Raw genomic sequence first — 25,696 nt, 5'->3', positions numbered from 1 at the left:
CGGCCCGCGCGGCTGAACTCGCTGCGTGTTTGCCTGCGCGCAGGCAAACCCTCCGCTCGGGCAGCATCCGCGAGTCAGATCTCGTACGCATGCCTCGATACGCGCTACGCGCTCTCGTAGCCATGCTGGCCGCCCGCCCGGCCCTCGCAGGCGCCCTGCCTTCATGCGCGCCCCAGCCCGCCCGCGCGGGGCTTGGCAGCCGTCAGAGCCGCAGTGCACCACGCGTGGATTGGCCAGAGCTCTGAATGTCGCGCCAGGCGGTGCGCGGTGCCGGGCCGCATGAAGGGGTGGCGCCTGAAAGGCTGGTCCCGGCGCCGCAGCGCGGCTACGAGAGCGCTTCAGCGCGTATCGAGCCGCGCGTACGTCTCTGGCTCGCAAAACATGTTCGAGTCTGGAGTTCGTTCGCGCGCGGACGAACTCCAGACGAGTTGTTTTGCGGGCGGCGCCGGGACCAGTCTTTCAGGTCTGCCGGCGCGCCTGCGCGCCGGACGCCATCCCAGCGGGCCGGCACCGCGCACCGCCTGGCGCGACACGCCCTGAACACCAGGGCGCAAGGGAAACCGACCTACTGCAAAGGCCCCTTCATCCCCTTCGGAATCGGCAACGGCAACACACCGATGCCCTCCTCCAGCAGCGCCTGCGTCTCTTCCATGGACGCCTGGCCACGGATGCCGCGCTCTTCGGTTTCGCCGTAGTGGATCTTGCGGGCCTCGTCGGCGAAACGTTCACCCACGTCCTCGGTGTTGGCCATGACCTGCTTCACGAGCTGCATCCACGCGGCTTGCAGCTGTGCATTGGGTGCGGACATCACTTCCTGCTTCGGCTGGGTGGCGGCGGGTGCGGCGGACGCCGGCTCCGTGGCGCCGAGGTTCAGGCGCGGGGCGCTGGGCAGCTTGGTGATCGCCGAGTCCCCGCACAGGGGGCATTCGACCAGGCCGCGCGCGAGCTGGCCCTGGAAATCGTCTTCCGAGCCGAACCAGCCTTCGAAGGCGTGGGCGTGCGCGCACTGCAGGTTGAGAACCTTCATGGGGCTAAAGGTAGTGCCTGCCAGTCGAGTTTCCAAGACCCTTCGACCACATTCTGGATCCAGACGGCGGCTGCGAGCGTCTTGGAGTCGACGATGGTCCCGTCCCGGCACCATTGCAGGAACTGCTCCGGCGTGGCGGTGATGACCTCGAGGAACTCGCCGTGGTCCAGTTGCGCACCGTGGTGCGACAGGCCGCGTGCGAACCACACCTGGATCGCCTCGTCGGAATAGGCGACGGTGGGATACACGGTGAACGCGAACGCCCATTCGCGGGCGACGTAGCCGGTTTCCTCCAGCAGTTCGCGTTGTCCGCAGGCCAGCGAACTTTCGCCCGCGTCGAGCTTGCCGGCGGGAATCTCGACCATGACCTGCCGCGTGGGATGGCGGTACTGGCGCTCCAGCACGATGCGGCCGTCGTCCAGCAGAGGCACCACGGCGACGGCGCCGGGGTGCAGCACGTATTCACGGGTGGCGGCGGCGCCGTCGGGCAGGCGCACGGTGTCGCGCACCACGTGGAGGAAGTTGCCCTTGAGCAGTTCTTCCTGGCTGGTGGCATGTTCGGTCAGGTGGCGGTCGTCGTCCATGGCTTCAGTGGCGCCGCTTGTACAGGTGGCGGTACACGAAGCCCGGGAAGGCGAAGGTGAGGAACAGCGCACCGGTCACCGCATAGAACTCCCAGCCCTGGGGCGCGACCTGGCCGGCCCGCCGCTCCAGCAGCAGGCCGATGCCGCCGACGATGAAGTACAGCAGCACGAGTTCGGCCAGGCGGATGGGCAGCGTCTTGCCGCGCGCGATCGGCACCACGCCCAGCACGCGCTGCGAGAGGAAAGGCAGGTTGGCGGCACCGAAGGCGAGCAGCAGCACCAGCCAGATGGAGACCGTCTGCGTCACCGAAGGTGCACAGGCCTTCGCCGGGCCGCCCCAAGAAGGCCTGCGCCCCCTCGGGGGGCCGGACCGAACGCAGTGAGGGCCTTGGGGGCTACGTTCATCAAGAGCCCAGCATCTTGACGATGGCTTGCGCGCAGAGCGTCATCAGGCCACCGGGCAGGATGCCCAGCACCAGCACCAGCGCGCCATTGATCGTCAGCACCACGCGCACGTCCACCGGCGCGGACACCGTGGTGGCGGTCAGCGGCTCGTCGAAGTACATCACCTTGACCACTCGGATGTAGTAATAGGCCGCGACCAGCGACATCAGCACGGCGAAGATCGCCAGGCCCAGGTACAGGCCGGTGCCCGAGACGATCAGCGCCTGCAGCACCGCCAGCTTGGCGTAGAAGCCCACCAGCGGCGGGATGCCGGCCAGCGAGAACAGGCAGATCGACATGATGGCGGCGTACAGCGGGCTGCGCTGGTTCAGGCCGGCCAGGTCGGAGATCTCTTCGCTTTCGAAGCCTTCGCGCGCCAGCAGCAGGATGACGCCGAAGCTCGCCAGCGTGGTCAGCACGTAGGTGACGATGTAGAACATCGCGGAGCTGTACGCGTTGCGCGCGAACACGGGATCGCCGTTCACCACGCCGGAGGCCAGGCCGAGCAGCACGAAGCCCATCTGCCCGATCGTGGAATAGGCCAGCATGCGCTTGAGGTTGGTCTGCGCGATGGCGGCCAGGTTGCCGATGAACAGCGACGCCACGGCCAGCACCACCAACATCTGCTGCCAGTCGATGGCCAGCGGCAGCATGCCTTCGACCAGCAGGCGGATCGCGATCGCGAAGGCGGCGAGTTCCGGCGCGGAGCCGATCATCAGCGTGACCGCGGTCGGCGCGCCCTGGTACACGTCGGGGATCCACATGTGGAAGGGCGCGGCGCCCAGCTTGAAGCCCAGGCCGGCGACCACGAACACCAAGCCGAACACCAGCACGTTGTGCTTGACCTGGCCGGTGCCGATCACCTTGAACACGGTGCCGATGTCCAGCGAACCGGTGGCGCCGTAGATCATGGACAGGCCGTACAGCAGGAAGCCCGAAGCCATCGCGCCCAGCACGAAGTACTTCATCGCCGCCTCGGTGGCGACGGGATGGTCGCGGCGCAGCGCAACCAGCGCGTAGCTGGACAGCGTGAGCAGTTCCAGGCCAAGGTAGATGACCAGGAAGTTGCTGCCCGAGATCATCGTGAAGATGCCCAGCAGCGCGAACATGGCCAGCGTGAACAGCTCGCCGCCGCGCAGCATGTCGCGGTCGCCCGCGTAGGGACGGCCGTACACCAGGCAGACCATCATGCTGATGGCGGAGAAGCACTTGAGCCAGTTGGCCATCGAGTCGCTGACCAGCATGCGGTTGAACGCATAGGCGGTGTCGCCGCGGCTCGCCAGGTCGCCCGTGTACCAGGCGATCAGGCCCAGCGTGAGCATGGTCAGGCCGTAGGTGAGGTTGCGCAGGCGCGTCTTGACGCCCAGGTCCACCATCGCGATGACGCAGGCCATCAGCAGCAGGAACATTTCCGGCGCGACGACGGCGAGGCTTGCTTTGTCCATCATTTCTTCACTTTCCCGGCGTCAGAGCTTGGAAGCCGCCACGTGCTTCAGGAAGCCGGCCACCGAGGCGTTCATCACGTCGGTGAAGGGTTTCGGGTAGATGCCCATGTACAGCACCGCGACCGCCAGCACGCCCAGCATCAGGAACTCGCGGGCGTTGATGTCGGTGAGCGTTCGGACGTGGTCGTTGGCGATCGGGCCGAAGTACACGCGCTTGACCATCCACAGCGTGAAGGCGGCGCCCAGCACCAGGGAGGTGGCAGCCATGGCCGCGATCCAGAAGTTGGCCTTGACCGCAGCCAGGATCACCATCCACTCGCCGACGAAACCGGCGGTGGCGGGCAGCCCCGAGTTGGCCATCGCGAACAGCACGGCGAAGGCGGCGAAGCTGGGCATGGTGTTCACCACCCCGCCGTAGTCGGCGATCTGGCGCGAGTGCATGCGGTCGTAGAGCACGCCGATGCACAGGAACATGGCGGCCGAGACGAAGCCGTGCGCGATCATCATCACGATGCCGCCGGACACGCCCAGGTCGTTGAAGATGAAGAAGCCCAGCGTGACGAAGCCCATGTGCGCCACGGACGAATAGGCCACCAGCTTCTTCATGTCCTGCTGCACCATCGCGACCAGGCCCACGTAGATCACGGCGATCAGCGACAGCGCGATGATCAGCCACGCCCATTCGCGGGAGGCGTCGGGGGCGATCGGCATGGAGAAGCGCAGGAAGCCGTAGGCCCCCAGCTTCAGCATGATCGCGGCCAGCACGGCGGAGCCGCCGGTGGGGGCTTCCACGTGCACGTCGGGCAGCCAGGTGTGCACCGGGAACATCGGCACCTTGACCGCGAAGGCCGCGAAGAAGCCGAAGAACAGCAGCGTCTGCGCCAGCGAGGACAGCGGCAGCTTGTGCCAGGTGAGGATGTCGAAGCTGCCGCCGGACTTGGTGTACAGGAACACCAGCGCGACCAGCATCAGCAGCGAGCCGAGCAGCGTGTACAGGAAGAACTTGAAGGCCGCGTAGATCTTGTTGGGGCCGCCCCAGATGCCGATGATCAGGTACATCGGGATCAGCGTCGCCTCGAAGAACACGTAGAACAGCACGGCGTCGAGCGCGCAGAACACGCCGATCATCAGGCCCGACAGGATCAGGAACGCGCCCATGTACTGGTTGACGCGCTCGGTGATCACCTCCCAGGCGGAGATCACGACGACCAGCGTGATGAACGCGGTCAGCAGCACGAACCAGAACGAGATGCCGTCCAGCCCGAGGTGGTAGTTGACGTTGAAGCGCTCGATCCAGCTGGTCTTCTCGACGAACTGCATCGCGGCGGTGGAGGTGTCGAACTGCCCGTACAGCGGCAGCGTGACCAGGAAGCTGGCCAGCGCGCCGATCAGGGCGATCCAGCGCACGGTGCGTGCCTGGTCGTCGCGGCCCATCGCCAGCAGGATGGCGCCGAACACGATCGGCGTCCAGATCGCGAGGGAGAGGAGTCCCATCTTCATTGTTCTTGTTCTCCTACTTCTTCAGCCAGTCGCTGAGCATGGGCCAGCTGACGAAGTACGTCATGAGCACCACGATGCCGACCAGCATGGCGAAGGCGTAGTGGTAGATGTAGCCGGACTGCACCCAGCGGATCACGCCGGCGAACTTGCCGACCAGGCGCGCGCTGCCGTTGACGAACACGCCTTCGATCACGCCCTGGTCGCCGCCCTTCCACAGGCCGGTGCCGAGCGCCCGGGCCGCGCGGGCGATGATGTTCTCGTTGATCCAGTCCATGTAGTACTTGTTGTCCAGCAGCGTGTAGATCGGCTGGAACATGCGCTGGATGCGCGCGGGCAGCGCCGGGTTCTTCAGGTACATGTACCAGGAGAGCACCACGCCGGCCAGCGCCAGCCAGAACACCGGGCTGGTCAGGCCGTGCAGCGCCATCTGCACCGGGCCGTGGAATTCCTTGGCCATCTCCTCCAGCGCGGGGTGCTTCTCGAGGTTGACGAGGATGGAGTCCTTGAAGAACTCGCCGTACAGCATCGGCTTGATCGTCAGGAAGCCGATCACCACCGAGGGGATCGCCAGCAGCAGCAGCGGCACCGTCACCACCCAGGGCGACTCGTGCGGTTCGTGGTGATCGTCATGCGCGTGGCCGTGGTCGTCCTTGGCGTGCGCGTCGTGCACCGCGTGGCCCTGCGCGTCCGGCTCATCGTGCGCGTCGTGGGCGTGGTGCGCATCCGGGTTCTGGTCGAAGCGCTCCTTGCCGTGGAACACCAGGAAGTACATGCGGAAGGAATAGAAGGCCGTGACGAACACGCCCGTCATCACCGCGAAGTAGGCGAAGCCGGAGCCGGGCAGCTTGGACAGGTGCACGGCCTCGATGATCGAGTCCTTGGAATAGAAGCCGGCGAACAGCGGCGTGCCGATCAGGGCGAGCGAACCGAGCAGCGAGGTGATCCAGGTGATGGGCATGTACTTGCGCACGTTGCCCATCCAGCGGATGTCCTGGTTGTGGTGCATGCCGATGATCACCGAGCCGGCCGCCAGGAACAGCAGCGCCTTGAAGAAGGCGTGCGTCATCAGGTGGAACACGGCCACCGAGTACGCGGAGGCGCCCAGCGCCACGGTCATGTAGCCCAGCTGCGAGAGCGTGGAGTACGCGACCACGCGCTTGATGTCGTTCTGGATGATGCCCAGGAAGCCCATGAACAGGGCCGTGATGGCGCCGATCACCAGGATGAAGGACAGCGCGGTGTCCGAGAGCTCGAACAGCGGCGACATGCGCGCCACCATGAAGATGCCGGCCGTCACCATGGTGGCGGCGTGGATCAGCGCGGAGATCGGGGTCGGGCCTTCCATCGAGTCGGGCAGCCAGACGTGCAGCGGGAACTGCGCGCTCTTGCCCATGGCGCCGATGAACAGGCAGATGCAGGTGACGGTGATCAGCAGCCAGTCGGTGCCGTAGCCGAAGGGCAGCTTGGCCAGCTCGGGCGCCTTGGCGAAGGCCTCGGCATAGCTCAGGGTGCCGGCGTAGGCGGCGATCAGGCCGATGCCCAGGATGAAGCCGAAGTCGCCGACCCGGTTGACCAGGAAGGCCTTCAGGTTGGCGAAGATCGCCGTCGGCCGGGTGTACCAGAAGCCGATCAGCAGGTAGGAGACCAGGCCCACCGCTTCCCAGCCGAAGAACAGCTGCAGGAAGTTGTTGCTCATCACCAGCATCAGCATGGAGAAGGTGAAGAGCGAGATGTAGCCGAAGAAGCGGTTGTAGCCCTCGTCCTCTTCCATGTAGCCGATGGTGTAGATGTGCACCATCAGCGACACGAAGGTCACCACGCACATCATCATGGCCGTGAGGCCGTCGACCAGGAAGCCGATCTCCATCTTCAGGCTGCCCACCACCATCCACTCGTAGAGCGTCTGGTTGAAGCGCGCGCCGTCGATCGCCACGCTCTTGAGGGTCATCGCCGAGATCACGAAGGCGATGAACACACCGAGGATGGTGAGCGTGTGCGACGCCCGCCGGCCGATCACGTTGCCGCCGAGCGTCGTGCCGAAGATGCCGGCAAGCACCGCGCCGGCGAGCGGCGCGAGCGGAACTGCAAGCAGCGTCGCTGCGTTGAGGGTTGTAGCCATCGTTTCTTTTCCCGCCCTGGCGGGCCTCAGCCCCTGAGGGCGTTGAGTTCTTCGACGTTGATGTTTTCTTTGTTGCGGAACAGCAGCACCAGGATCGCCAGGCCGATGGCCGACTCCGCCGCCGCCACCGTCAGGATGAAGAACACGAACACCTGGCCGTGCATGTCGCCCAGGTAGTACGAGAACGCCACGAAGTTCATGTTGACCGCCAGCAGCATCAGCTCGATGGCCATCAGCAGCACGATCAGGTTGCGGCGATTCAGGAAGATGCCGATCACCGACAGCGCGAACAGCATCGCGCCCAGCGTCAGGAAGTGTCCAAGCGTGAGGGTCATGCCTTGGTCTCCGCGGCCACGACGGGCGCCGGCTCGGGCTGCGCCGGGCGGGACGGCGGCAGCTTGATGATCTGCAGGCGGTCGCTCGCGCGCACCCGCACCTGCTCGGACGGGTTGGTGTGCTTGGTGTCCTTGCGGGTGCGCAGGGTCAGCGCGATGGCGGCCACGATGGCCACCAGCAGGATCACGGCGGCGATCTCCAGCGGGAACAGGTACTCGGTGTACAGCAGCCGGCCCAGCTCCTTGGTGTTGGAGTACTGCACGCCGGCCTGGGCCGCGGCCACCGCGGCCGGCACGGCGCGCGGTTCCTCGGTGGGACGGAAGCCGCCCATCAGGACCGCCGCCATTTCCAGGGCGATCAGCGTGCCCACGGTGGCGGCCAGCGGGAAGTGCTTCCAGAAGCCCGCCCGCAGCGCGTCGACGTTGATGTCCAGCATCATCACGACAAACAGGAACAGCACCATCACCGCGCCCACGTACACGAGCACCAGCGAGATGGCCAGGAATTCCGCCTTCAGCAGCAGCCACACGCCGGCGGCCTGGAAGAAGGTGAGCACCAGGAACAGCGCGGCATACACCGGGTTGCGCGCGGTGATCACGCGGAAGGCCGCGAACAGCAGCACCACCGCGAAGAGATAGAAGAGACCGGTCCGGACGTCCATTTTCGTTTTCCTGTCCTCAGCGGTACTTGGCGTCGGCCGCGCGGTTGGCCGCGATCTCGGCTTCGTAGCGGTCGCCCACGGCCAGCAGCATGTCCTTGGTGAAGTACAGGTCGCCTCGCTTTTCGCCGTGGTATTCCAGGACGTGCGTCTCGACGATGGAATCCACCGGGCAGCTTTCCTCGCAGAAGCCGCAGAAGATGCACTTGGTGAGGTCGATGTCGTAGCGCGTGGTGCGGCGGGTGCCGTCGGCGCGCTGTTCGCTTTCGATGGTGATCGCCAGCGCGGGGCACACGGCCTCGCACAGCTTGCAGGCGATGCAGCGTTCCTCGCCGTTCTCGTAGCGGCGCAGCGCGTGCAGGCCGCGGAAGCGCGGCGACAGCGGCGTCTTCTCTTCCGGGAACTGCACGGTGATCTTGCGGGCGAAGAAGTACTTGCCCGTGACGCGCAGGCCCTTGAACAGCTCCAGCAGCATGAAGCTGGAGAGGAAGTCCCGGAGCGAGAAGGCGGAGGACCGCGCCGCCAATGTGTTGGAGGACAACATGGGCTTATGCCTCCCGCCGAGCCGCCTCAAGGGAGGCATGCGCCCCCTCGGGGGGCCGCGAACGAATGTGAGTTTGGGGGCACATATTCACTTGAAGACGTTGTAGGGGGTCTGCATCCAGGCGCCGACCACCACCAGCCACACGAGCGTCACCGGGATGAAGATCTTCCAGCCCAGGCGCATGATCTGGTCGTAGCGGTAGCGCGGGAAGGTCGAGCGGATCCACAGGAACATCGTGACCATCACGAAGGTCTTCGCGCCCAGCCAGATCCATCCCGGCACGAGGTTGAACAGGTACGAGTCGATCGGGGGCAGCCAGCCGCCCAGGAACATGACCACCGCGAGGATGGACACCAGCCACATGTTGGCGTACTCCGCCAGGAAGAACATGGCGAAGGACATGCCCGAGTACTCGATCATGTGGCCGGCCACGATTTCCGATTCGCCTTCCACCACGTCGAACGGGTGGCGGTTGGTCTCGGCCAGGCCGGAGATGAAGTAGACGACGAAGATCGGCAGCAGCGGCAGCCAGTTCCACGACAGGAAGTTGATGTCGCGGTCGGCGAAGTAGCCGCGGTCCTGCTGCAGCACGATCTCGGTCATGTTCAGGCTGCCGGACACCATCAGCACCACCACCAGGCAGAAGCCCATGGCGATCTCGTAGCTGACCATCTGGGCGGACGCGCGCAGCGCGCCCAGGAAGGCGTACTTCGAGTTGGACGCCCAGCCGGCGATGATCACGCCGTACACCTCGAGCGAGGTGATGGCCATCAGGAACAGCAGGCCCGCGTTGATGTTGGACAGCGCGACCTCGGGACCGAACGGGATCACGGCCCACGCGGCCAGCGCCGGCATGATGGTCATGATCGGGCCGAGGTAGAACAGGCCCTTGTTGGCGACCGTGGGAAGGATGATTTCCTTGGTCAGCAGCTTGAGCGCGTCGGCGATAGGCGTCAGCAGGCCGAAGGGGCCCACGCGGTTGGGGCCGGGGCGCAGCTGGGTGAAGCCGATGCCCTTGCGTTCCCACAGGGTCAGGTAGGCCACCGCGCCCATCAGGGGCAGCACCACCACGACGATCTTGATCAGCGTCCAGATGACCGGCCAGCCGGCGCCGGTCCACCAGGGGGCGCCGATCAGGCCGTTGCCGTAGCCGTAGATCGTGTCGATCATGCAGTCACCTCCTGCGCCTTGCGGGCGTCGGCCGTGAGCTGCAGCGAAGGCGCGCGGCGCACGAAGGAATCGAGCTGGTAGATGGACGCGGCGACCGGTTTCGCGTCGGTGTCGCCCAGCCAGGCCGCCTTGGCGGTCTTGTTGGACAGCAGGTGGCTGCGCACCAGCGGTTCGGCGACATCGGCGGCGCCGCGCGCCTCGGTCAGCACGTCCTGCGCGGACTCGTGCTCGAAGCCCTGCAGGCCCAGCATGTTGGCCAGCACGCGCAGCACCTTCCAGGCGGGACGGGCCTCGCCCAGGGGCTTGACCACGGCGTGGAAGCCCTGCACGCGGCCTTCGGCGTTGACGAAGGTGCCGGGCGTCTCGGTCCAGGGCGCGATCGGCAGCAGCACGTCGCTGATGTCCATGTTGGCCTGGAACGGGCTCAGCGTGACGACCATGCTGCCTTGCTGGCCCAGCGCGCGGGCGCCGGTGGCGGCGTCGAAGGCGGGTTCGGTGTTCAGCAGGAACAGCGCCTTGAGGCTGCCGGACAGCATCTGCGCGGCGTTCAGGCCGCCCTGCCCCGGCATCGCGTTCACCAGCTGCGCGCCCACGGTGTTGGCGGCCTCGGTGAGGTAGCCCACGGTGGCGCCGGTCATGTCGGCGATCCAGTTGGCCAGCGACAGCAGCGAGGACGCGGTCGGGTGGTGCGCGGCGGCGTTGCCCAGCAGGATCGCCTTGCGCTCGCCGGACAGCAGCGAGGCGGCGATGGCCTTGGCGGCGTCGGTGGCGTGGCCCTGCAGCGGGGCCTTCTCGCCCTTTTGCTCGCCGATGGCGGTGGCCACGTCGGTCAGTGCCTGCACCCATTGCCCCGCGCCCGCGATGGAGCGGGCGGCGATGGGCATGGCCCAGTCGTCCTCGCGGTCGTGGATCACGCTCACCTGCGCGCCGGAACGCACGGCCGCGCGCACGCGCAGCGCGAACAGCGGGTGTTCCTTGCGCAGGTTGGAGCCGACGACCAGCACGCGCTGCAGCGTCGACAGCGACGCGATGCTGGTGCCCAGCCACCGCACCCCTTCGGAGGGCAGGAACTCGGCGTGGCGCAGGCGGTGGTCGATGTTCTCGCTGCCCAGGGCGCGCACCAGCTTCTGTGCGAGGAACAGTTCCTCGACGGTGCTGTGCGGGCTGGCCAGCAGGCCGATGGCCTGGGGCCCGTGGTCGCGCTGGATTTCACCCAGGCCGCGCACGACGTATTCGAGCGCGGTCTGCCAGTCGACCTGCTTCCAGGTGCCGCCATGCTTGATCATGGGCGAGGTCAGGCGCTCGGGCGTGTTGAGCGCCTCGTAGGAGAAGCGGTCGCGGTCGGCCAGCCAGCACTCGTTGACGTCGTTGTTCTCCAGCGGGAGGACGCGCATCACGCGGTTGTTCTTGACCTGGACGATCAGGTTGGCGCCGGTGGAATCGTGCGGGCTCACCGACTTGCGGCGCGACAGCTCCCAGGGACGGGCGCTGTAGCGGAAAGGCTTGCTGGTGAGCGCGCCGACCGGGCACAGATCGATCATGTTGCCGGAGACTTCGGAGTCGACCGTGTCGCCCAGCACCGTGGTGATCTCGCTGTGCTCGCCGCGGTGGATCATGCCCAGCTCCATCACGCCGGCGATTTCCTGGCCGAAGCGCACGCAGCGGGTGCAGTGGATGCAGCGGCTCATCTCCTCCATGGAGATCAGCGGACCGACGTCCTTGTGCATGACCACGCGCTTTTCTTCCTCGTAGCGCGAGCCGCCGGCACCGTAGCCGACCGCCAGGTCCTGCAGCTGGCATTCGCCGCCCTGGTCGCAGATCGGGCAGTCCAGCGGGTGGTTGATCAGCAGGAATTCCATGACGGACTGCTGCGCCTTGATCGCCTTGTCGCTCTTGGTGCGGACGATCATCCCATTGGTGACGGGCGTGGCGCAGGCCGGCATCGGCTTGGGCGCCTTCTCCACGTCGACCAGGCACATGCGGCAGTTGGCCGCGATGGAGAGCTTCTTGTGGTAGCAGAAGTGCGGGATGTAGGTGCCGGCCTTGTCCGCGGCATGCATGATCATGCTGCCCTCGGTGACCTCCACCTTCTGCCCGTCGAGTTCAATTTCGATCATGTGACTAAGCGCTCCGCGCTTCGGTACTCACCCTCTCCCCCTGGGAGAGGGCCGGGGTGAGGGCAGCGGCGTTGGAACCCGCCGCGATCTTGGCTTCGAACTCGTGCCGGAAGTGCTTGATCATCGCGCGCACCGGCATCGCCGCGGCATCGCCCAGCGCGCAGATGGTGCGGCCCTGGATGTTGTCGGCCACCGAGTTGAGCAGGTCCAGGTCGCTGGCCTTGCCATGCCCGTTCTGGATGCGGTCGATCACGCGCCACATCCAGCCCGTGCCTTCGCGGCAGGGCGTGCACTGGCCGCAGGACTCGTGCATGTAGAAGTAGGACAGGCGCAGCAGGCTCTCGACCATGTCGCGCGTCTCGTCCATCACGATCACCGCGCCCGAGCCGAGCATGGAGCCCGCCTTGGCGATGGAGTCGTAGTCCATCGTGCAGTTCATCATGATGTCCGCCGGCAGCACCGGGGCGGACGAGCCGCCGGGGATCACCGCCTTGAGCTTGCGGCCGCCGCGCACGCCGCCGCACAGTTCCAGCAGCTTCGCGAAGGGCGTGCCCAGCGGAACCTCGTAGTTGCCGGGCAGTTCGACGTCGCCCGAGACCGAGAAGATCTTGGTGCCGCCGTTGTTCGGCTTGCCGCAATCGAGGTAGGCCTGGCCGCCGTTGCGGATGATCCAGGGCACCGCCGCGAAGGTCTCGGTGTTGTTGATCGTGGTGGGCTTGCCGTACAGGCCGAAGCTGGCCGGGAACGGCGGCTTGAAGCGCGGCTGGCCCTTCTTGCCTTCCAGCGATTCGAGCAGCGCCGTCTCCTCGCCGCAGATGTAGGCGCCGAAGCCGTGCGCCGCATGCAGCTGGAAGCTGAAGCTGGAACCCAGGATGTTGTTGCCCAGGTAGCCGGCCGCGCGGGCTTCCTCCAGCGCTTCCTCGAAGCGGTCGTACACCTCGAAGATCTCGCCGTGGATGTAGTTGTAGCCGACGTTGATGCCCATCGCGTAGGCCGCGATGATCATCCCCTCGATGACCATGTGCGGGTTGTACGCCAGCAGGTCGCGGTCCTTGCAGGTGCCCGGCTCGCCCTCGTCGGAGTTGCACACCAGGTACTTCTGGCCCGGGAACTGGCGGGGCATGAAGCTCCACTTCAGGCCGGTGGGGAAGCCGGCGCCGCCGCGTCCGCGCAGCGCGGATTCCTTGACGGTGGCGATCACCTGGTCCTGCGTCAGGCCTTCGGACAGGATCTTGCGCAGGGCCTTGTAGCCGTCGCGCGCCTCGTAATCGGCGCGCCGCCAGTTGGTGCCGTCCAGGCCCGCGTAGATCTGCGGGTCGATGTGGCGGCCGTGGAAGCAGGTCTGGACGCCGGTGGCCTGGAACTGCGAGAGGACTTGCTGGGCGTTCATCACTGCACGCCCTCGGCCTTGCGCAGGCCGTCGATCATCTGGTCGAGCTTGTCAGTGCTCATGAAGCTGCACATCGTGCGGTCGTTCACCAGCAGCACGGGCGAGTCGGCGCAGGCGCCCAGGCATTCGCTTTGCTGCAGCGTGAACAGGCCGTCGGGCGTGGTCTCGCCCATCTCGATGCCCAGGCGCATTTCCAGGTGCTGCAGCGCCTTCATGCCGTCGCGCAGCTGGCACGGCAGGTTGGTGCAGACGTTCAGCTTGTACTTGCCGACCTTCTGCTGGTTGTACATGTTGTAGAAGGTCGTCACCTCGTGCACCGCAATGGTGGGCATGCCGAGGTAGGCGGCGATCTCGTGCTCGCTGTCCTTGCTGACGAAGCCCTGCTCCTGCTGCACGATGGCCAGGCAGGCCATCACGGCGGACTGCTTCTGGTCCGCGGGGTACTTCGCCACTTCGCGGGCGAAGCGCTGCTTGGTCGATTCAGAAATCATCGATCGATCTCTCCGAAGACGATGTCCATGGTCCCGATGATGGCGACGGCGTCGGCGATCATGTGGCCGCGCGACATCTCGTCCATCGCGGACAGGTGGGCGAAGCCGGGGGCGCGGATCTTCAGGCGGTAGGGCTTGTTGGCGCCGTCGCTCACGATGTAGATGCCGAACTCGCCCTTGGGGTGTTCCACCGCCGCATAGGCCTCGCCCTCGGGCACGCGCATGCCTTCCGAGAAGAGCTTGAAGTGGTGGATCAGCTCCTCCATGTTGGCCTTCATGCTCTCGCGGTCCGGCGGCGCCACCTTGTGGTTGTCGGTGATCACCGGCCCCGGATTAGCGCGCAGCCAGCTGACGCACTGCTGAATGATGCGGTTGGACTCGCGCAGTTCCTGCACGCGCACCAGGTAGCGGTCGTAGGAATCGCCGGTCTTGCCGATCGGGATGTCGAAGTCCATCCGGTCGTACACCTCGTAGGGCTGCGTCTTGCGCAGGTCCCACAGGATGCCGGAGCCGCGCAGCATCGGGCCGCTGAAGCCCAGGTTGAGCGCACGGTCGGGCGTGACCACGCCGATGCCCACGGTGCGCTGCTTCCAGATGCGGTTCTCGGTCAGCAGCGTCTCGTACTCGTCGACGTACTTGGGGAAGCGCTGCGTGAAGGCGTCGATGAAGTCCAGCAGGGTGCCCTGGCGGTCTTCGTTCATGCGCGTGATCTCGCGCTGGTTGCGGATCTTGCTGGCCTTGTACTGCGGCATCGTGTCCGGCAGGTCGCGGTACACGCCGCCCGGGCGGAAGTAGGCCGCGTGCATGCGCGCCCCCGACACCGCCTCGTACATGTCGAACAGGTCTTCCCGCTCGCGGAAGCAGTAGATCAGCATGTTCATCGCGCCGCAGTCGAGGCCGTGCGCGCCGAGCCACAGCAGGTGGTTCAGCAGGCGGGTGATCTCGGAGAACATCACGCGGATGTACTGGGCGCGCTCCGGCACCTCGACGCCCAGCAGCCTCTCGATGGCCAGGCAGTAGGCGTGCTCGTTGGACATCATCGACACGTAGTCGAGGCGGTCCATGTAGGGCAGCGACTGGATGTAGGTGCGGGTCTCGGCCAGCTTCTCGGTGGCGCGGTGCAGCAGGCCGATGTGCGGGTCGGCGCGCTGGATCACTTCGCCGTCGAGCTCCAGCACCAGGCGCAGCACGCCGTGCGCGGCCGGGTGCTGCGGTCCGAAGTTCAGGGTGTAGTTCTTGATTTCTGCCATGGCACGTCCCCGCTTACTGCAGGCCCCCGTACTTCTCTTCGCGGATGATCCGCGGCGTGATCTCGCGCGGCTCGATCGTCACCGGCTGGTAGACGACGCGCTTGCGCTCGGCGTCGTAGATCATTTCGACGTGGCCGGAGACCGGGAAGTCCTTGCGGAAGGGATGGCCGATGAAGCCGTAGTCGGTGAGGATGCGGCGCAGGTCCGAGTGGCCCTCGAACACGATGCCGAACAGGTCGAAGGCCTCGCGCTCGAACCAGTTGGCGGAGGCCCACAGGCCGGTCACCGAGTCCACCACCGGCAGTTCGTCGTCGGGCGCGAAGGTGCGCACGCGCACGCGCTGGTTCAGGGTGACGGACAGCAGGTGCAGCACCACCGCGTAGCGCGGGCCGTCCCACTCGCCCATCTTGTATTCGGAGTAGTCGACGCCGCAGACGTCGATCAGCTGCTCGAACTGGCAGCCGGGCGCGTCGCGCAGGATGCGGCACGCTTCGAGGTAGTCCTTGGGCGCGACCAGCACGGTGATCTCACCGAGCTCGAGGTCGACGCGGCGAGCCAGGTCGCCCAGCGCTGCAGTGACGGCGTCGCGCACGGTTTCGGGATGCGGGGAAACGGCTGCTTGGTTCATGGCCGTTCCTCAGGCGCGGGCGATGGTTTGCGTGCGGCGGATCTTCTGCTGCAGCTGGATGATCCCGTACAGCAGCGCCTCGGCCGTCGGCGGGCAGCCGGGCACGTACACGTCCACCGGCACGATGCGGTCGCAGCCGCGAACGACGGAGTAGCTGTAGTGGTAGTAGCCGCCGCCATTGGCGCAGGTGCCCATGGACAGCACCCAGCGCGGCTCGGCCATCTGGTCGTACACGCGGCGCAGGGCCGGGGCCATCTTGTTGCACAGCGTGCCGGCCACGATCATCAGGTCGGACTGGCGCGGGCTGGGACGGAACAGCATGCCGAAGCGGTCGATGTCGTAGCGCGCGGCGCCCGCGTGCATCATCTCCACCGCGCAGCAGGCGAGGCCGAAGGTCATGGGCCACAGCGAGCCGGTCTTGGCCCAGTTGATGACCGTATCGACGGTCGTGGTCACGACACCTTTTTCAAGAATGCCTTGGTTTGCCATCACGTGACTTTCAAAAAGATCGCGAGCGCGGCCGGGATCACTCCCAGTCCAGCGCGCCCTTCTTCCATTCGTAGACGAAGCCCACGACCAGGATGGCCAGGAAGATCATCATGGCCCAGAAGCCGACCGGCCCGATTTCCTTGAGCGCCACCGCCCACGGGAAGAGGAAGGCGATTTCCAGGTCGAACAGGATGAACAGGATGGCCACGAGGTAGTAGCGCACGTCGAACTTCATGCGCGCGTCTTCGAAGGCTTCGAAGCCGCATTCGTAGGGGGAGTTCTTGGCGGGGTCCGGGTTCTGGACGCCCATGCCCTTGGCGAAGACCCAGCCCAGCACCTGCGGGGCGACGCCGACACCGACGCCGACGAGGATGAACAGGAGGACAGGGAGATACTGGTCGAGGTTCATCTGGGGCACGGGTCCGCTGGACATGCCACCGGTGCAGTGCCCGGCAGGCTTTTGTTTGGTGCCGACGGCGAGACTCGAACTCGCACAGCTTTCGCCACTACCCCCTCAAGATAGCGTGTCTACCAATTTCACCACGTCGGCAATCTTAGAAGCCGTCCGAAACGCTGGCGAGGGACTGCGTTTCAGGTGAAACGCGCGCGCATCCGGACAACCACTAAGTGTACTCTGAAACAAGGTGCCCACTGCTGGGCAGCGGGGCCCTGGCCCATTGACCTAGATCACTTCGTGGGGATCTGGCCGGCACCGGAAGCGGGCACCGCCGGCACCGTGGTCGCGGGTGCCTTCGACGCCGGAACGGTGGTGCCGCCGGACGGGATCTGGCTGGCCGGAGCGGGCACGGCGCCCGAGGCGGCGGAAGCGGCGGGCAGCGCCGGCGCGGTGCGCTCCAGCACGGAGCCGACGCTGGACGTCGGACGCACGCTGTGGCTGAAATAGGCCAGCGCCAGCGTGCAGACGAAGAACACCGCGGCCAGGACGGCCGTCGTGCGCGACAGGAAGTTGGCGCTGCCGGTGGCGCCGAACAGGCTGCCGGACGCGCCGCTGCCGAAGGCCGCGCCCATGTCCGCGCCCTTGCCGTGCTGCAGCAGGATGAGGCCGATCATGCCGAGCGCCGTCAGGATCTGGACGGCGAGCACTGCGGTCAGCAAAACGTTCATTTCGAATAACTCCTAATTGTTGTGGCGCGCGCGCTCAGGCTGCGCTGGCGGCGGCAATGATCTGCAGGAAGTCGGGCGCCTTCAGCGAGGCGCCGCCGATGAGGCCGCCGTCGATGTCGGGCTGGGCGAGCAGGCTGGCCGCGTTGGCGGCGTTCATGCTGCCGCCGTAGAGGACATGCACCCGCTCGGCCTGTTCGCTGGCGGCGGCGAGCTGCTTGCGCAGCAGCGCGTGCACCTGCTGCGCCTGCTCGGGGGAGGCGGTCTTGCCGGTGCCGATCGCCCAGACCGGTTCGTAGGCGACGACGATCTCGCTGATGCAGTGGCCGTTGACGTGGATGACCGCGGCCAGCTGGCGCTTGACCACTTCCTCCGTCTTGCCGGCCTCGCGTTCGGCCAGCGTCTCGCCCACGCACACGATCGGCGTGATGCCGTGCGCGAGCGCCGCCCTGGCCTTCTCGGCCACCAGCGCATCGGTCTCGCCGTGGTACTGGCGGCGTTCGGAATGGCCGACGATGGCGTAGCGCACGCCGAACTCGCGCAGCATGGTGGCCGACACCTCGCCGGTGTAGGCGCCGCCGGCATGCTGCGAGACGTCCTGCGCACCCAGGTCCAGCCTGGAGCCGTGCCGCAGCATCTGCACCTGCGCCAGGTAGGGCGCGGGCACGCAGACCGCGACTTCGCAGCGCGCGTCATTCATCCCGGCGACCAGCGCGCGCACGAGCGCGTCGTTGGCTTCCAGGTTGCCGTTCATCTTCCAGTTGCCGGCGATCAGCTTCTTCTTCTGCATCTGCTTCAGGACCAGGTCAGGACGATCTTGCCGACGTGCTGGTTGGATTCCATCAGCGCGTGGGCCTGCGCCGCGTCCGCCGCCGAGAAGGTCTTGTAGATCACGGGGCGGATCTTGCCGGCCTCGATGAGCGGCCAGATGTTCTTCTTCAGGGAAGCCGCGATGGCCTCCTTGAAGGCGACGGGCCGCGGGCGCAGCGTCGAGCCCGTGATCGTGATGCGCCGGCGCAGCACGAGACCCGAGTTGAATTCGCTCTTGGTGCCGCCCTGCACCGCGATGATCACGATGCGGCCGTCCTCGTTGACGCACTTGACCTCGCGGTCCACGTAGGTGCCGGCGACCATGTCGAGGATCACGTCCACGCCCTTGCCGTCGGTGAGCTTCTTCGCTTCTTCGGCGAAGTCCTGCGTCTTGTAGTTGATCGCATGGTCCGCGCCGAGGTCGACGCAGGCCTTGCACTTGTCGTCGGAGCCGGCCGTGGCGATCACCTTGCCGGCGCCCATGGCCTTGGCCATCTGGATCGCCGTCACGCCGATGCCGCTGGTGCCGCCCTGGACCATGAAGGCCTCGCCGGGCTGCAGGCGGCCGCGGTCGAAGACGTTGCTCCACACGGTGAAGAAGGTCTCCGGCAGCGAAGCCGCCTCGACGTCGCTCAGCCCCTTGGGCACCGGCAGGCACTGGCCCACGGGGGCGACGCACAGCTCGGCGTAGCCGCCCCCGGCGACCAGCGCGCAGACGCGGTCACCTACCTTGAAGCCGGCAGCCGCCATCGCGGCGGCGTCGCCGCCCGCGATGGTGCCCGCCACTTCCAGGCCGGGGATGTCCGACGCACCCGGCGGCACCGGGTAGTTGCCGGTGCGCTGGAGCACGTCGGGCCGGTTGATGCCGCTCGCGGTGACGCGGATCAGCACCTCGCCCGCGGCCGCGACCGGGTCGGGGCGCTCACCGGCGCGCAGGACTTCCGGCGCGCCGTATTGCGTGATCTCGATGGCTTTCATGATGGGGCTCGCTTGGGTCCGTGGCTCCGCTGCCGCGCGCATTCAGTGAAGCGCGCAGCGCGGAAGGCCATCCTCACTGCTGCGGTTCGTTGCCGCCGGTGCCGCCGAAGTTGCCGCCGCCGGTGCCGCCGTTGTCCTGCAGCGTGGGCGCGGGTTCGCGCTGTTGTTCACGCGGCTCGCGGGCCTCGCGCGGCTCGCGCGGGGGACGGTCGCCGCCGCGGTCGCCACGATCGCCGCCACGGTCGCCGCGATCACCGCGGTAGCCGCCGCGGTCGTCGCGCGGGGGACGGTCGCCACGGGGTTCGCGCGGCTCGCGCTCGGGCATGCCTTCCGGACGGTCGGCCAGCGCCTTCATGGACAGCTTGACGCGGCCCTTGTCGTCGGTCTCGAGCACCTTCACGCGCACCACCTGGCCTTCGGACAGGTAGTCGGTGACCTTCTCGACGCGCTCGTGGGCGATCTGGCTGATGTGCAGCAGGCCGTCCTTGCCGGGCAGCAGGTTGACCAGCGCGCCGAAGTCCAGGATCTTGGTGACGGGGCCTTCGTAGACCTTGCCCACTTCGACTTCCGCGGTGATCTGCTCGATGCGCTTCTTCGCCTCGGCGGCCTTGTCGGCGTCGGTGGAGGCGATGGTGATGGTGCCGTCTTCCGCGATGTCGATCTGCGTGCCGGTCTCTTCGGTCAGCGCGCGGATGACCGCGCCGCCCTTGCCGATCACGTCGCGGATCTTCTCGGGGTTGATCTTCATCGTGTACAGGCGCGGCGCGAAGTTGCTCACTTCGGTCTTGGCCTCGCCCAGCGCTTCCTGCATCTTGCCCAGGATGTGCATGCGCGCTTCCTTGGCCTGCGCCAGCGCGACCTGCATGATCTCCTTGGTGATGCCCTGGATCTTGATGTCCATCTGCAGGGCAGTCACGCCATTGACCGTGCCGGCCACCTTGAAGTCCATGTCGCCCAGGTGGTCCTCGTCGCCCAGGATGTCGGTCAGCACCGCGAAGCGGTTGCCTTCCTTGATCAGGCCCATGGCGATGCCGGCCACGTGGGCCTTCATCGGCACGCCCGCGTCCATCAGCGCCAGGCAGCCGCCGCACACCGATGCCATCGACGAGGAGCCGTTCGACTCGGTGATCTCGGAGACCACGCGCATCACGTAGGGGAACTCTTCCTTCGACGGCAGCAGCGGGATCAGCGCACGCTTGGCCAGCCGGCCGTGGCCGACTTCGCGGCGCTTGGTGGAGCCCATGCGGCCCGTCTCGCCGGTGGCGAAGGGAGGCATGTTGTAGTGGAACAGGAAGCGGTCCTGGTATTCGCCGGCCAGCGCGTCGATGCGCTGCGCGTCCTGCTCGGTGCCCAGCGTGGAGATCACCAGCGCCTGGGTCTCGCCGCGCGTGAACAGCGCGGAGCCGTGGGTGCGGGGCAGCACGCCGGTGCGGATCTCGATGGGGCGCACGGTGCGGGTGTCGCGGCCGTCGATGCGCGGCTCGCCCGACAGGATCTGGCTGCGCACGATGCGCGCCTCGATGTCGAACAGCAGGTTGTCGACCTTGATCGGATCGAACTCGACGCCCTGCTCCTTCAGCGCGACCTGCACCGAAGCGCCGGCCTCGCGCAGCGCGTGCGTGCGGGCCTGCTTGCTGCGGATCTGGTAGGCGGCGCGGAACTTCTCCTCGGCCAGCTGCGTGACGCGGGCGACGAAGCCCTCGTCCTTGGCCGGGGCCTGCCAGTCCCACACCGGCTTGCCGGCTTCGCGCACGAGTTCGTGGATGGCGTTGATCGCGACGTTGCCCTGCTCGTGGCCGAACACCACGGCGCCCAGCATCACTTCCTCGGACAGCTGCTGCGCCTCGGACTCGACCATCAGCACGGCGGCTTCGGTGCCGGCGACGACCAGGTCCAGGTCGGACATCTTGCGGGCGGACGGGCCGGGGTTCAGCACGTATTCGCCGTTGACATAGCCCACGCGGGCGGCGCCGATCGGCCCGTTGAACGGGATGCCGGAGATCGACAGCGCGGCGGACACGCCGATCAGGGCGGCGATGTCGGCGTCGACTTCAGGATTGAGCGACACGGTGTGGATCACCACGTGCACTTCGTTGTAGAAGCCTTCGGGGAACAGCGGGCGGATCGGGCGATCGATCAGGCGGCTGGTCAGCGTCTCCAGCTCGGAGGGCTTGGCTTCCCGCTTGAAGAAGCTCCCGGGGATCTTGCCGGCGGCGTAGGTCTTCTCGATGTAGTCGACGGTCAGGGGGAAGAAGTCCTGTCCCGGCTTGGCGTTCTTGGAAGCCACCACGGTGGCCAGCACCACGGTGCCCTCGATGTCCACCAGCACGGCGCCGCCGGCCTGGCGGGCGATCTCGCCCGTCTCCATCGTGACGGTGTGGTTGCCCCACTGGAACGACTTGGTGACCTTGTTGAAGATGCTCATGGCTTGTCCTCTTTCTTCTCTGGTTGGCCGGAGCATGGGGGCCGAACACGATGCCATTCCTCGGGGATTCGGGAGGGCAAACCCCCGAGGAATGACACAGCGCGTATCCGGTCCTGCCGCTCCGAAGTAAAAAACGCCTGAGCAGTTGTCGAAACTGTCTCAGGCGTCTGGTGCGGGCTGCGCGATTACTTGCGCAGGCCCAGCTTGGTGATCAGGGCCGTGTAACGCTCGGCGTCCTTGTTCTTCAGGTACGAGAGCAGGCTCTTGCGTCGGTTCACCATGCGCAGCAGTCCGCGGCGGCCGTGGTGGTCCTTGGCGTGCGTCTTGAAGTGCGGGGTGAGCTCGTTGATGCGGGCGGTCAGCAGTGCGACTTGCACTTCGGGGCTGCCGGTGTCGTTGGTGCCGCGGGCGTGCGCCGCGACGACCTCTGCCTTGTTGAGGGCGGTCATGGTGTGTCCTTTGAAACTTGTTGACTTGCGAAGGGCTGCCGGAACTGCGGCCCTACGTGCGCTCTGCGGATGCAGAACCCGAGGATTATAGCCGAGGGCGATGTCCCGGCCGGCGCGGGGGTTTGGGGCGGCACGCAGCCGCGGCCTCGTAGGCTGGGGTAAGCCTCGTAGGCTGGCGGTGAGCCCGCAGGCGAACCCCAGCGGTCGAGCGAAGCGCTGGGGTTCGGCGCTTCGCGCGCTCACCGCCAGCCTACGAGGACGCCCCGCGCGCCAGCACGCCCCAGCCCACGAGGACGCCTCAGCCTACCTGGCGAGCCAGGTCGCCAGCCGGTCGACGCCCTGCCGCAGCCGGGAAACGTCCTTGCTGGCGAAGCACCAGCGCAGCCAGCCCTGCGCTTCCGGCGCGAAGGCGTTGCCGGGCGCCAGCCCGATCCCTGCTTCGGCCACCAGCCGCTTGGCCAGCGCCAGCGAATCGTCCTGCCCGTCGAGCTTGAAGAAGGCGTACATGCCGCCCTTGGCCGGGGTCAGCTCGACGCCGGGCAGGGCCTGCAGCAGTGGCACCAGCGTGTCGCGGCAGCTCTTCAGGTGCGCCACCACGCGGGGCGTGACTTCGTCGGTGCGGCGCATGGCTTCCACCGCCGCGCGCTGCGTGAACACGCTGGCGCAGGAGGTGTTGAACTCGATCAGCTTGCCCATGTGGTGGGTCATGGGCGCCGGCATCACCAGCCAGCCCAGGCGCCAGCCCGTCATCAGGAAGCTCTTGGAGAAGCTGTGCGCCACGATCAGGCGGTCGTCGGGACGCGCCACGTCCAGGAAGCTCCGCGCGCAGCCGTTCGCCGTCGGCTCGTAGTACAGCCGCTCGTACACCTCGTCGGCCAGGATCCAGGTGCCGGTCTTGCGGCAGTGGTCCACAATGGCCTGCTGCTCGTCGCGCGAGAGGGTCCAGCCCGTCGGGTTGTTCGGCGCGTTGACGATCAGCAGCCGCGTGGCCGGCGTGATCGCCGACAGCAGCTTCTGCAGGTCCAGCGTCCAGGCGCCCTGCTTCGGGGTCAGGGACACCGTCTTCAGCTTCGCGCCCATGATCAGGGCCTGCGCCGGCAGGTTGGGCCACACGGGCGTGACGGCCACCACCTCGTCGCCGGCATCCACCACCGCCTGGCAGGCCAGCATCAGGGCGTTGACGCCGCCCGAAGTGACGGCGATGCGCTCGGGGCCCACCGGCCCGTGCAGCTTCGAGGTGTACGCGGAGATGGCTTCACGCAGCTCCGGCAGACCCAGGTTGTGCGCGTAGAAGGTCTCGCCGGAGCGCAGCGACGCGATCGCCGCCTCGCGGATGAATTCCGGCGTGACCTCGTCGCTCTCGCCGAACCAGAAGGCCAGCACGTCGCTGCGCCCCATGCCGGCATTGGCCACTTCACGGATCTTGCTTTCTTCCAGATCGAGGACGGTTTGTCGCATGGTCAAAGTATTTCAGGTGTACCCAGGTGTCTCCCCATCGCGTGCCACCGCGGAACCGGCTTTGCCGGGCCGCTGGTGGCGCCCCCTTGAGGGGGAGGCGCCGAAGGCGCTTCGGGGGTGGGCCTATTCTCAGGTGGGCCGGACCATCTTGCAGCTGTGGGGCATTTCGACCTTCGGCGGCGGGAACTGGCGCACCACGCGGAAGCCGTAGCCGGAGCCTTCGACGTCGAACTTGACGCCGGGCGTGCCCTGGCGGTCCATCATCCCCACCACCAGCGGCTGCTGGAACTGGTGGTCGGCGGCGCGCATCGTGCCCACCCAGCCGGAGAAGGACACGGCGGCCTGCTCCAGCGCGTTCGCCAGCGGCACCGCCTCCACCGTGCCCGACTTCTCGATGGCCTGCGCCAGCGCCTCGATCATCAGCTGCAGGCGCATGTGCACGTAGTCGTCGGCCGGCCGCGGATAGCGCTGGCGGAACGACTGGTAGAAGGCGTCGCTCTGCGCGGCGGGCACGTTGGGCAGCCAGTCGGCCACGGCCAGCACCTTGCCGATGCCTGCGTCGCCCATCGCGGCGGGCGCGCCCAGCGCATTGCCGTAGAAGGTGTAGAAGCGCCCTTCGTAGCCCACCTCGCGCGCGGCCTTCACCAGCAGCGTGAGGTCGTTGCTGAAGTTGCCGGTGACCACGGCGTCGGCGCCGCTCGCCTTGATCTTGGTGGCGTAGGGCGCGAAGTCCTTGATGCGCAGCAGCGGATGCAGTTCCTCGGCGACCACCTTCACGTCGGGGCGCTGCAAGGCCAGCTGCCGCTTCGCCTCGCGCTGCACGGCCTGGCCGAAGCTGTAGTCGGGATTGATGAGGTAGACCGACTTCACCGCCGCGTCGTCCTTCAGCACCGCCATCAGCGCGCCCATGCGCATGTCGGCGTGCGCGTCGAAGCGGAAGTGCCAGAAGCTGCACTTCTCGTTGGTCAGGATCGGGTCGACCGCGGAGTAGTTCAGGAACACCACGCGGCGCTGCGGCTCGCGTTCGTTGTGCTTGTTCACCGCTTCGATCAGCGCCGCGGCCACGGCGGATGAATTGCCCTGCAGGATGACGCGCGCGCCGTCGTCGATGGCGGACCGCAGCGAGGACAGCGCCTCCTCGATCTGGCCCTTGCTGTCGTAGCGATCCAGCTGCAGCGGGCGCGCGCCTTCGCGCGTCTTCACGCCGCCGCGCTGGTTGACGCGCTCCACCGCCCACACCAGGTTGCGGAACACCGCCTCGCCGCCGTTGGCGTTGCCGCCGGACAGGCCCTCGATCATGGCGAGCTTGATGGGCGCGGCGGGGGCCTGGGCGTGGACGAAGGCGGGCAGAAATGCTGCCGCGGCGAGCGATTTCAAGACCGCGCGACGGAGTTTTTTCATGCGAGGGAATCCCTTGAAAAGCGAAGCCCGGCGCGCAGATGGGGACCAGGCGGCGATCGATGCGAGAGCCGCGCAGTTTAAACGGACGCGGCGCCACCGATGGCGCCGCGCCCACCCCGAATCCAGACAGGAGTTGCCATGATCTTCGCACCCGCCCTTCGCACCCGTTCCTTCGTTCCCGCCCGCGGCGTCGACCGCAGCTTCGAGCGCTTCCTGGCCGATTCCTTCTTCGCCCCGGTCAAGACCGGCGTGAAGGTGGAGCAGAACGACGAAGCCTGGACCGTGTCGCTGGACGTGCCCGGCGTCACCCGCGAGCAGCTGACCATCGACGTCGACGGCGCCGTGGTCCGTGTCGCGACCGCCAAGGACGCCCCGCGCCAGTACCAGGCCGCCTACGAACTGCCGGCGGACATCGACGCCGAAGCGACCTCGGCCAAGCTGGAAAACGGCGTGCTGACCCTCAGCCTCGGCAAGAAGAAGCCGGTGGCCACGTCCCGCCAGATCGAAGTGAAGTAAGGCGCCTGCGCGCCCTCCCGGCTCGCGCCGGGAGCCCTTCTCCCGACGGACGCCCGTGCCTCACAGCACGGGCGTCCTGCATTGCGCGCGGCCTGCCCACCGTCGCCGCAGCGCGGCGAAGGCCCGGCGCAATCCATCGGCCACCGCGTGCCAGAACGCTTCGCTCGCCTCGTGGCGCAGCGCGTGCGCCCGCAGTTCGGCCAGCTCCATCCTGCGCGCGAAATCCTCGGTGTAGCGGTAGTCCATGCGGTGCTCCTGGTGACGCATCCACTCTAGGAAGCCCGCGCCCCCGGGGAAACGGCGCCCGCCGCAATTCGCTTTTGCAGGCGCAGCAAGGACGGCCGG

26 protein-coding genes and 1 tRNA gene are annotated in these 25,696 nt (G+C 67.1%); 1 reads left to right on the top strand and 26 read right to left on the bottom strand.

Features of this window, described 5'->3' with window-relative positions:
• Nucleotides 1-565 precede the first annotated feature (565 nt).
• The 25 genes from AC1DSA_RS21785 to AC1DSA_RS21665 all read right to left on the bottom strand — a co-directional run bounded on the left by AC1DSA_RS21785 (nucleotide 566) and on the right by AC1DSA_RS21665 (nucleotide 24,835).
• The gene (locus tag AC1DSA_RS21785) at nucleotides 566-1,027 is read right to left on the bottom strand and encodes a DUF1178 family protein (protein ID WP_477892985.1); all 462 of its coding nucleotides are present in this window, start codon (nucleotides 1,025-1,027) and stop codon (nucleotides 566-568) included.
• Nucleotides 1,024-1,611 (bottom strand): NUDIX domain-containing protein, encoded by a 588-nt coding sequence (locus AC1DSA_RS21780; protein ID WP_477892984.1) that lies wholly within the window; start codon nucleotides 1,609-1,611, stop codon nucleotides 1,024-1,026. Before AC1DSA_RS21780 ends, AC1DSA_RS21785 begins: the two co-directional genes overlap by 4 nt.
• Before the next feature lie 4 nt (nucleotides 1,612-1,615).
• The gene (locus AC1DSA_RS21775) at nucleotides 1,616-1,918 is read right to left on the bottom strand and encodes a DUF2818 family protein (protein WP_477892983.1); all 303 of its coding nucleotides are present in this window, start codon (nucleotides 1,916-1,918) and stop codon (nucleotides 1,616-1,618) included.
• Nucleotides 1,919-2,015: 97 nt separating this feature from the next.
• The gene (gene nuoN, locus AC1DSA_RS21770) at nucleotides 2,016-3,503 is read right to left on the bottom strand and encodes an NADH-quinone oxidoreductase subunit NuoN (protein ID WP_477892982.1); all 1,488 of its coding nucleotides are present in this window, start codon (nucleotides 3,501-3,503) and stop codon (nucleotides 2,016-2,018) included.
• A gap of 18 nt (nucleotides 3,504-3,521) precedes the next feature.
• Nucleotides 3,522-4,994: an NADH-quinone oxidoreductase subunit M gene (locus tag AC1DSA_RS21765; protein ID WP_477892989.1), complete on the bottom strand. Its 1,473-nt coding sequence runs from the start codon at nucleotides 4,992-4,994 to the stop codon at nucleotides 3,522-3,524.
• Nucleotides 4,995-5,013: 19 nt separating this feature from the next.
• The gene (gene nuoL / locus AC1DSA_RS21760; RefSeq protein WP_477892981.1) at nucleotides 5,014-7,119 is read right to left on the bottom strand and encodes an NADH-quinone oxidoreductase subunit L; all 2,106 of its coding nucleotides are present in this window, start codon (nucleotides 7,117-7,119) and stop codon (nucleotides 5,014-5,016) included.
• A gap of 26 nt (nucleotides 7,120-7,145) precedes the next feature.
• A complete protein-coding gene (nuoK, locus tag AC1DSA_RS21755) occupies nucleotides 7,146-7,454 on the bottom strand; it encodes an NADH-quinone oxidoreductase subunit NuoK (RefSeq protein WP_477892980.1) in 309 nt (102 codons plus the stop codon).
• On the bottom strand, nucleotides 7,451-8,116 hold the full coding sequence (locus AC1DSA_RS21750; protein ID WP_477892979.1) for an NADH-quinone oxidoreductase subunit J: 666 nt from the start codon (nucleotides 8,114-8,116) through the stop codon (nucleotides 7,451-7,453). Before AC1DSA_RS21750 ends, nuoK begins: the two co-directional genes overlap by 4 nt.
• A gap of 16 nt (nucleotides 8,117-8,132) precedes the next feature.
• Entirely contained in the window at nucleotides 8,133-8,657 is a 525-nt protein-coding gene (nuoI, locus tag AC1DSA_RS21745) for an NADH-quinone oxidoreductase subunit NuoI (protein ID WP_477892978.1), read from the bottom strand.
• A gap of 87 nt (nucleotides 8,658-8,744) precedes the next feature.
• Nucleotides 8,745-9,827: an NADH-quinone oxidoreductase subunit NuoH gene (gene nuoH, locus AC1DSA_RS21740; protein WP_477892977.1), complete on the bottom strand. Its 1,083-nt coding sequence runs from the start codon at nucleotides 9,825-9,827 to the stop codon at nucleotides 8,745-8,747.
• On the bottom strand, nucleotides 9,824-11,944 hold the full coding sequence (gene nuoG, locus AC1DSA_RS21735) for an NADH-quinone oxidoreductase subunit NuoG (RefSeq protein WP_477892976.1): 2,121 nt from the start codon (nucleotides 11,942-11,944) through the stop codon (nucleotides 9,824-9,826). The genes nuoH and nuoG overlap by 4 nt, the downstream gene beginning before the upstream one ends.
• A 4-nt stretch (nucleotides 11,945-11,948) precedes the next feature.
• Nucleotides 11,949-13,334 (bottom strand): NADH-quinone oxidoreductase subunit NuoF, encoded by a 1,386-nt coding sequence (gene nuoF, locus AC1DSA_RS21730; protein WP_477892975.1) that lies wholly within the window; start codon nucleotides 13,332-13,334, stop codon nucleotides 11,949-11,951.
• Nucleotides 13,334-13,825: an NADH-quinone oxidoreductase subunit NuoE gene (gene nuoE, locus AC1DSA_RS21725; protein ID WP_477892974.1), complete on the bottom strand. Its 492-nt coding sequence runs from the start codon at nucleotides 13,823-13,825 to the stop codon at nucleotides 13,334-13,336. Before nuoE ends, nuoF begins: the two co-directional genes overlap by 1 nt.
• Nucleotides 13,822-15,075, bottom strand: a complete 1,254-nt coding sequence (locus tag AC1DSA_RS21720; RefSeq protein WP_477892973.1) for an NADH-quinone oxidoreductase subunit D — start codon at nucleotides 15,073-15,075, stop codon at nucleotides 13,822-13,824. Before AC1DSA_RS21720 ends, nuoE begins: the two co-directional genes overlap by 4 nt.
• 13 nt (nucleotides 15,076-15,088) lie before the next feature.
• A complete protein-coding gene (locus tag AC1DSA_RS21715; protein WP_477892972.1) occupies nucleotides 15,089-15,703 on the bottom strand; it encodes an NADH-quinone oxidoreductase subunit C in 615 nt (204 codons plus the stop codon).
• A gap of 9 nt (nucleotides 15,704-15,712) precedes the next feature.
• Nucleotides 15,713-16,192 carry a NuoB/complex I 20 kDa subunit family protein gene (locus AC1DSA_RS21710; RefSeq protein WP_201177866.1) on the bottom strand — a complete coding sequence of 160 codons (480 nt, stop codon included), beginning with the start codon at nucleotides 16,190-16,192 and terminating at the stop codon, nucleotides 15,713-15,715.
• A gap of 37 nt (nucleotides 16,193-16,229) precedes the next feature.
• Nucleotides 16,230-16,601 (bottom strand): NADH-quinone oxidoreductase subunit A, encoded by a 372-nt coding sequence (locus AC1DSA_RS21705; RefSeq protein ID WP_477892988.1) that lies wholly within the window; start codon nucleotides 16,599-16,601, stop codon nucleotides 16,230-16,232.
• A 56-nt stretch (nucleotides 16,602-16,657) separates the two neighbouring features.
• Nucleotides 16,658-16,742, bottom strand: a tRNA-Leu gene (locus AC1DSA_RS21700).
• A 137-nt stretch (nucleotides 16,743-16,879) separates the two neighbouring features.
• The gene (gene secG, locus AC1DSA_RS21695) at nucleotides 16,880-17,317 is read right to left on the bottom strand and encodes a preprotein translocase subunit SecG (protein ID WP_477892971.1); all 438 of its coding nucleotides are present in this window, start codon (nucleotides 17,315-17,317) and stop codon (nucleotides 16,880-16,882) included.
• 34 nt (nucleotides 17,318-17,351) lie between these two features.
• Nucleotides 17,352-18,104, bottom strand: a complete 753-nt coding sequence (gene tpiA / locus AC1DSA_RS21690; protein ID WP_477892970.1) for a triose-phosphate isomerase — start codon at nucleotides 18,102-18,104, stop codon at nucleotides 17,352-17,354.
• 5 nt (nucleotides 18,105-18,109) lie between these two features.
• Nucleotides 18,110-19,102: an NAD(P)H-quinone oxidoreductase gene (locus tag AC1DSA_RS21685; protein ID WP_477892969.1), complete on the bottom strand. Its 993-nt coding sequence runs from the start codon at nucleotides 19,100-19,102 to the stop codon at nucleotides 18,110-18,112.
• A gap of 73 nt (nucleotides 19,103-19,175) precedes the next feature.
• Complete coding sequence (pnp, locus tag AC1DSA_RS21680; protein WP_477892968.1) at nucleotides 19,176-21,527, bottom strand: polyribonucleotide nucleotidyltransferase; 2,352 nt, start codon at nucleotides 21,525-21,527, stop codon at nucleotides 19,176-19,178.
• A 185-nt stretch (nucleotides 21,528-21,712) separates the two neighbouring features.
• The gene (gene rpsO / locus AC1DSA_RS21675) at nucleotides 21,713-21,976 is read right to left on the bottom strand and encodes a 30S ribosomal protein S15 (RefSeq protein WP_477892967.1); all 264 of its coding nucleotides are present in this window, start codon (nucleotides 21,974-21,976) and stop codon (nucleotides 21,713-21,715) included.
• A 303-nt stretch (nucleotides 21,977-22,279) separates the two neighbouring features.
• Nucleotides 22,280-23,434, bottom strand: coding sequence for a pyridoxal phosphate-dependent aminotransferase (locus AC1DSA_RS21670; RefSeq protein ID WP_477892966.1), 1,155 nt, complete (start codon nucleotides 23,432-23,434; stop codon nucleotides 22,280-22,282).
• 129 nt (nucleotides 23,435-23,563) lie between these two features.
• Nucleotides 23,564-24,835: a branched-chain amino acid ABC transporter substrate-binding protein gene (locus tag AC1DSA_RS21665; RefSeq protein ID WP_477892965.1), complete on the bottom strand. Its 1,272-nt coding sequence runs from the start codon at nucleotides 24,833-24,835 to the stop codon at nucleotides 23,564-23,566.
• Nucleotides 24,836-24,973: 138 nt separating this feature from the next.
• Between AC1DSA_RS21665 and AC1DSA_RS21660 the strand changes: the two genes are divergently transcribed.
• Nucleotides 24,974-25,351: an Hsp20/alpha crystallin family protein gene (locus AC1DSA_RS21660; RefSeq protein WP_477892964.1), complete on the top strand. Its 378-nt coding sequence runs from the start codon at nucleotides 24,974-24,976 to the stop codon at nucleotides 25,349-25,351.
• Between the two features lie 60 nt (nucleotides 25,352-25,411).
• On the opposite strand, the gene AC1DSA_RS21655 is transcribed toward AC1DSA_RS21660, so the two are convergent.
• Entirely contained in the window at nucleotides 25,412-25,597 is a 186-nt protein-coding gene (locus AC1DSA_RS21655; RefSeq protein ID WP_477892963.1) for a hypothetical protein, read from the bottom strand.
• Nucleotides 25,598-25,696: the final 99 nt, after the last annotated feature.

The organism is Ramlibacter sp. P4_H7, assembly GCF_056400765.1.
The sequence above is the reverse complement of the archived record's forward strand: the minus strand, read 5'-3'. Positions and strand labels throughout refer to the sequence as shown.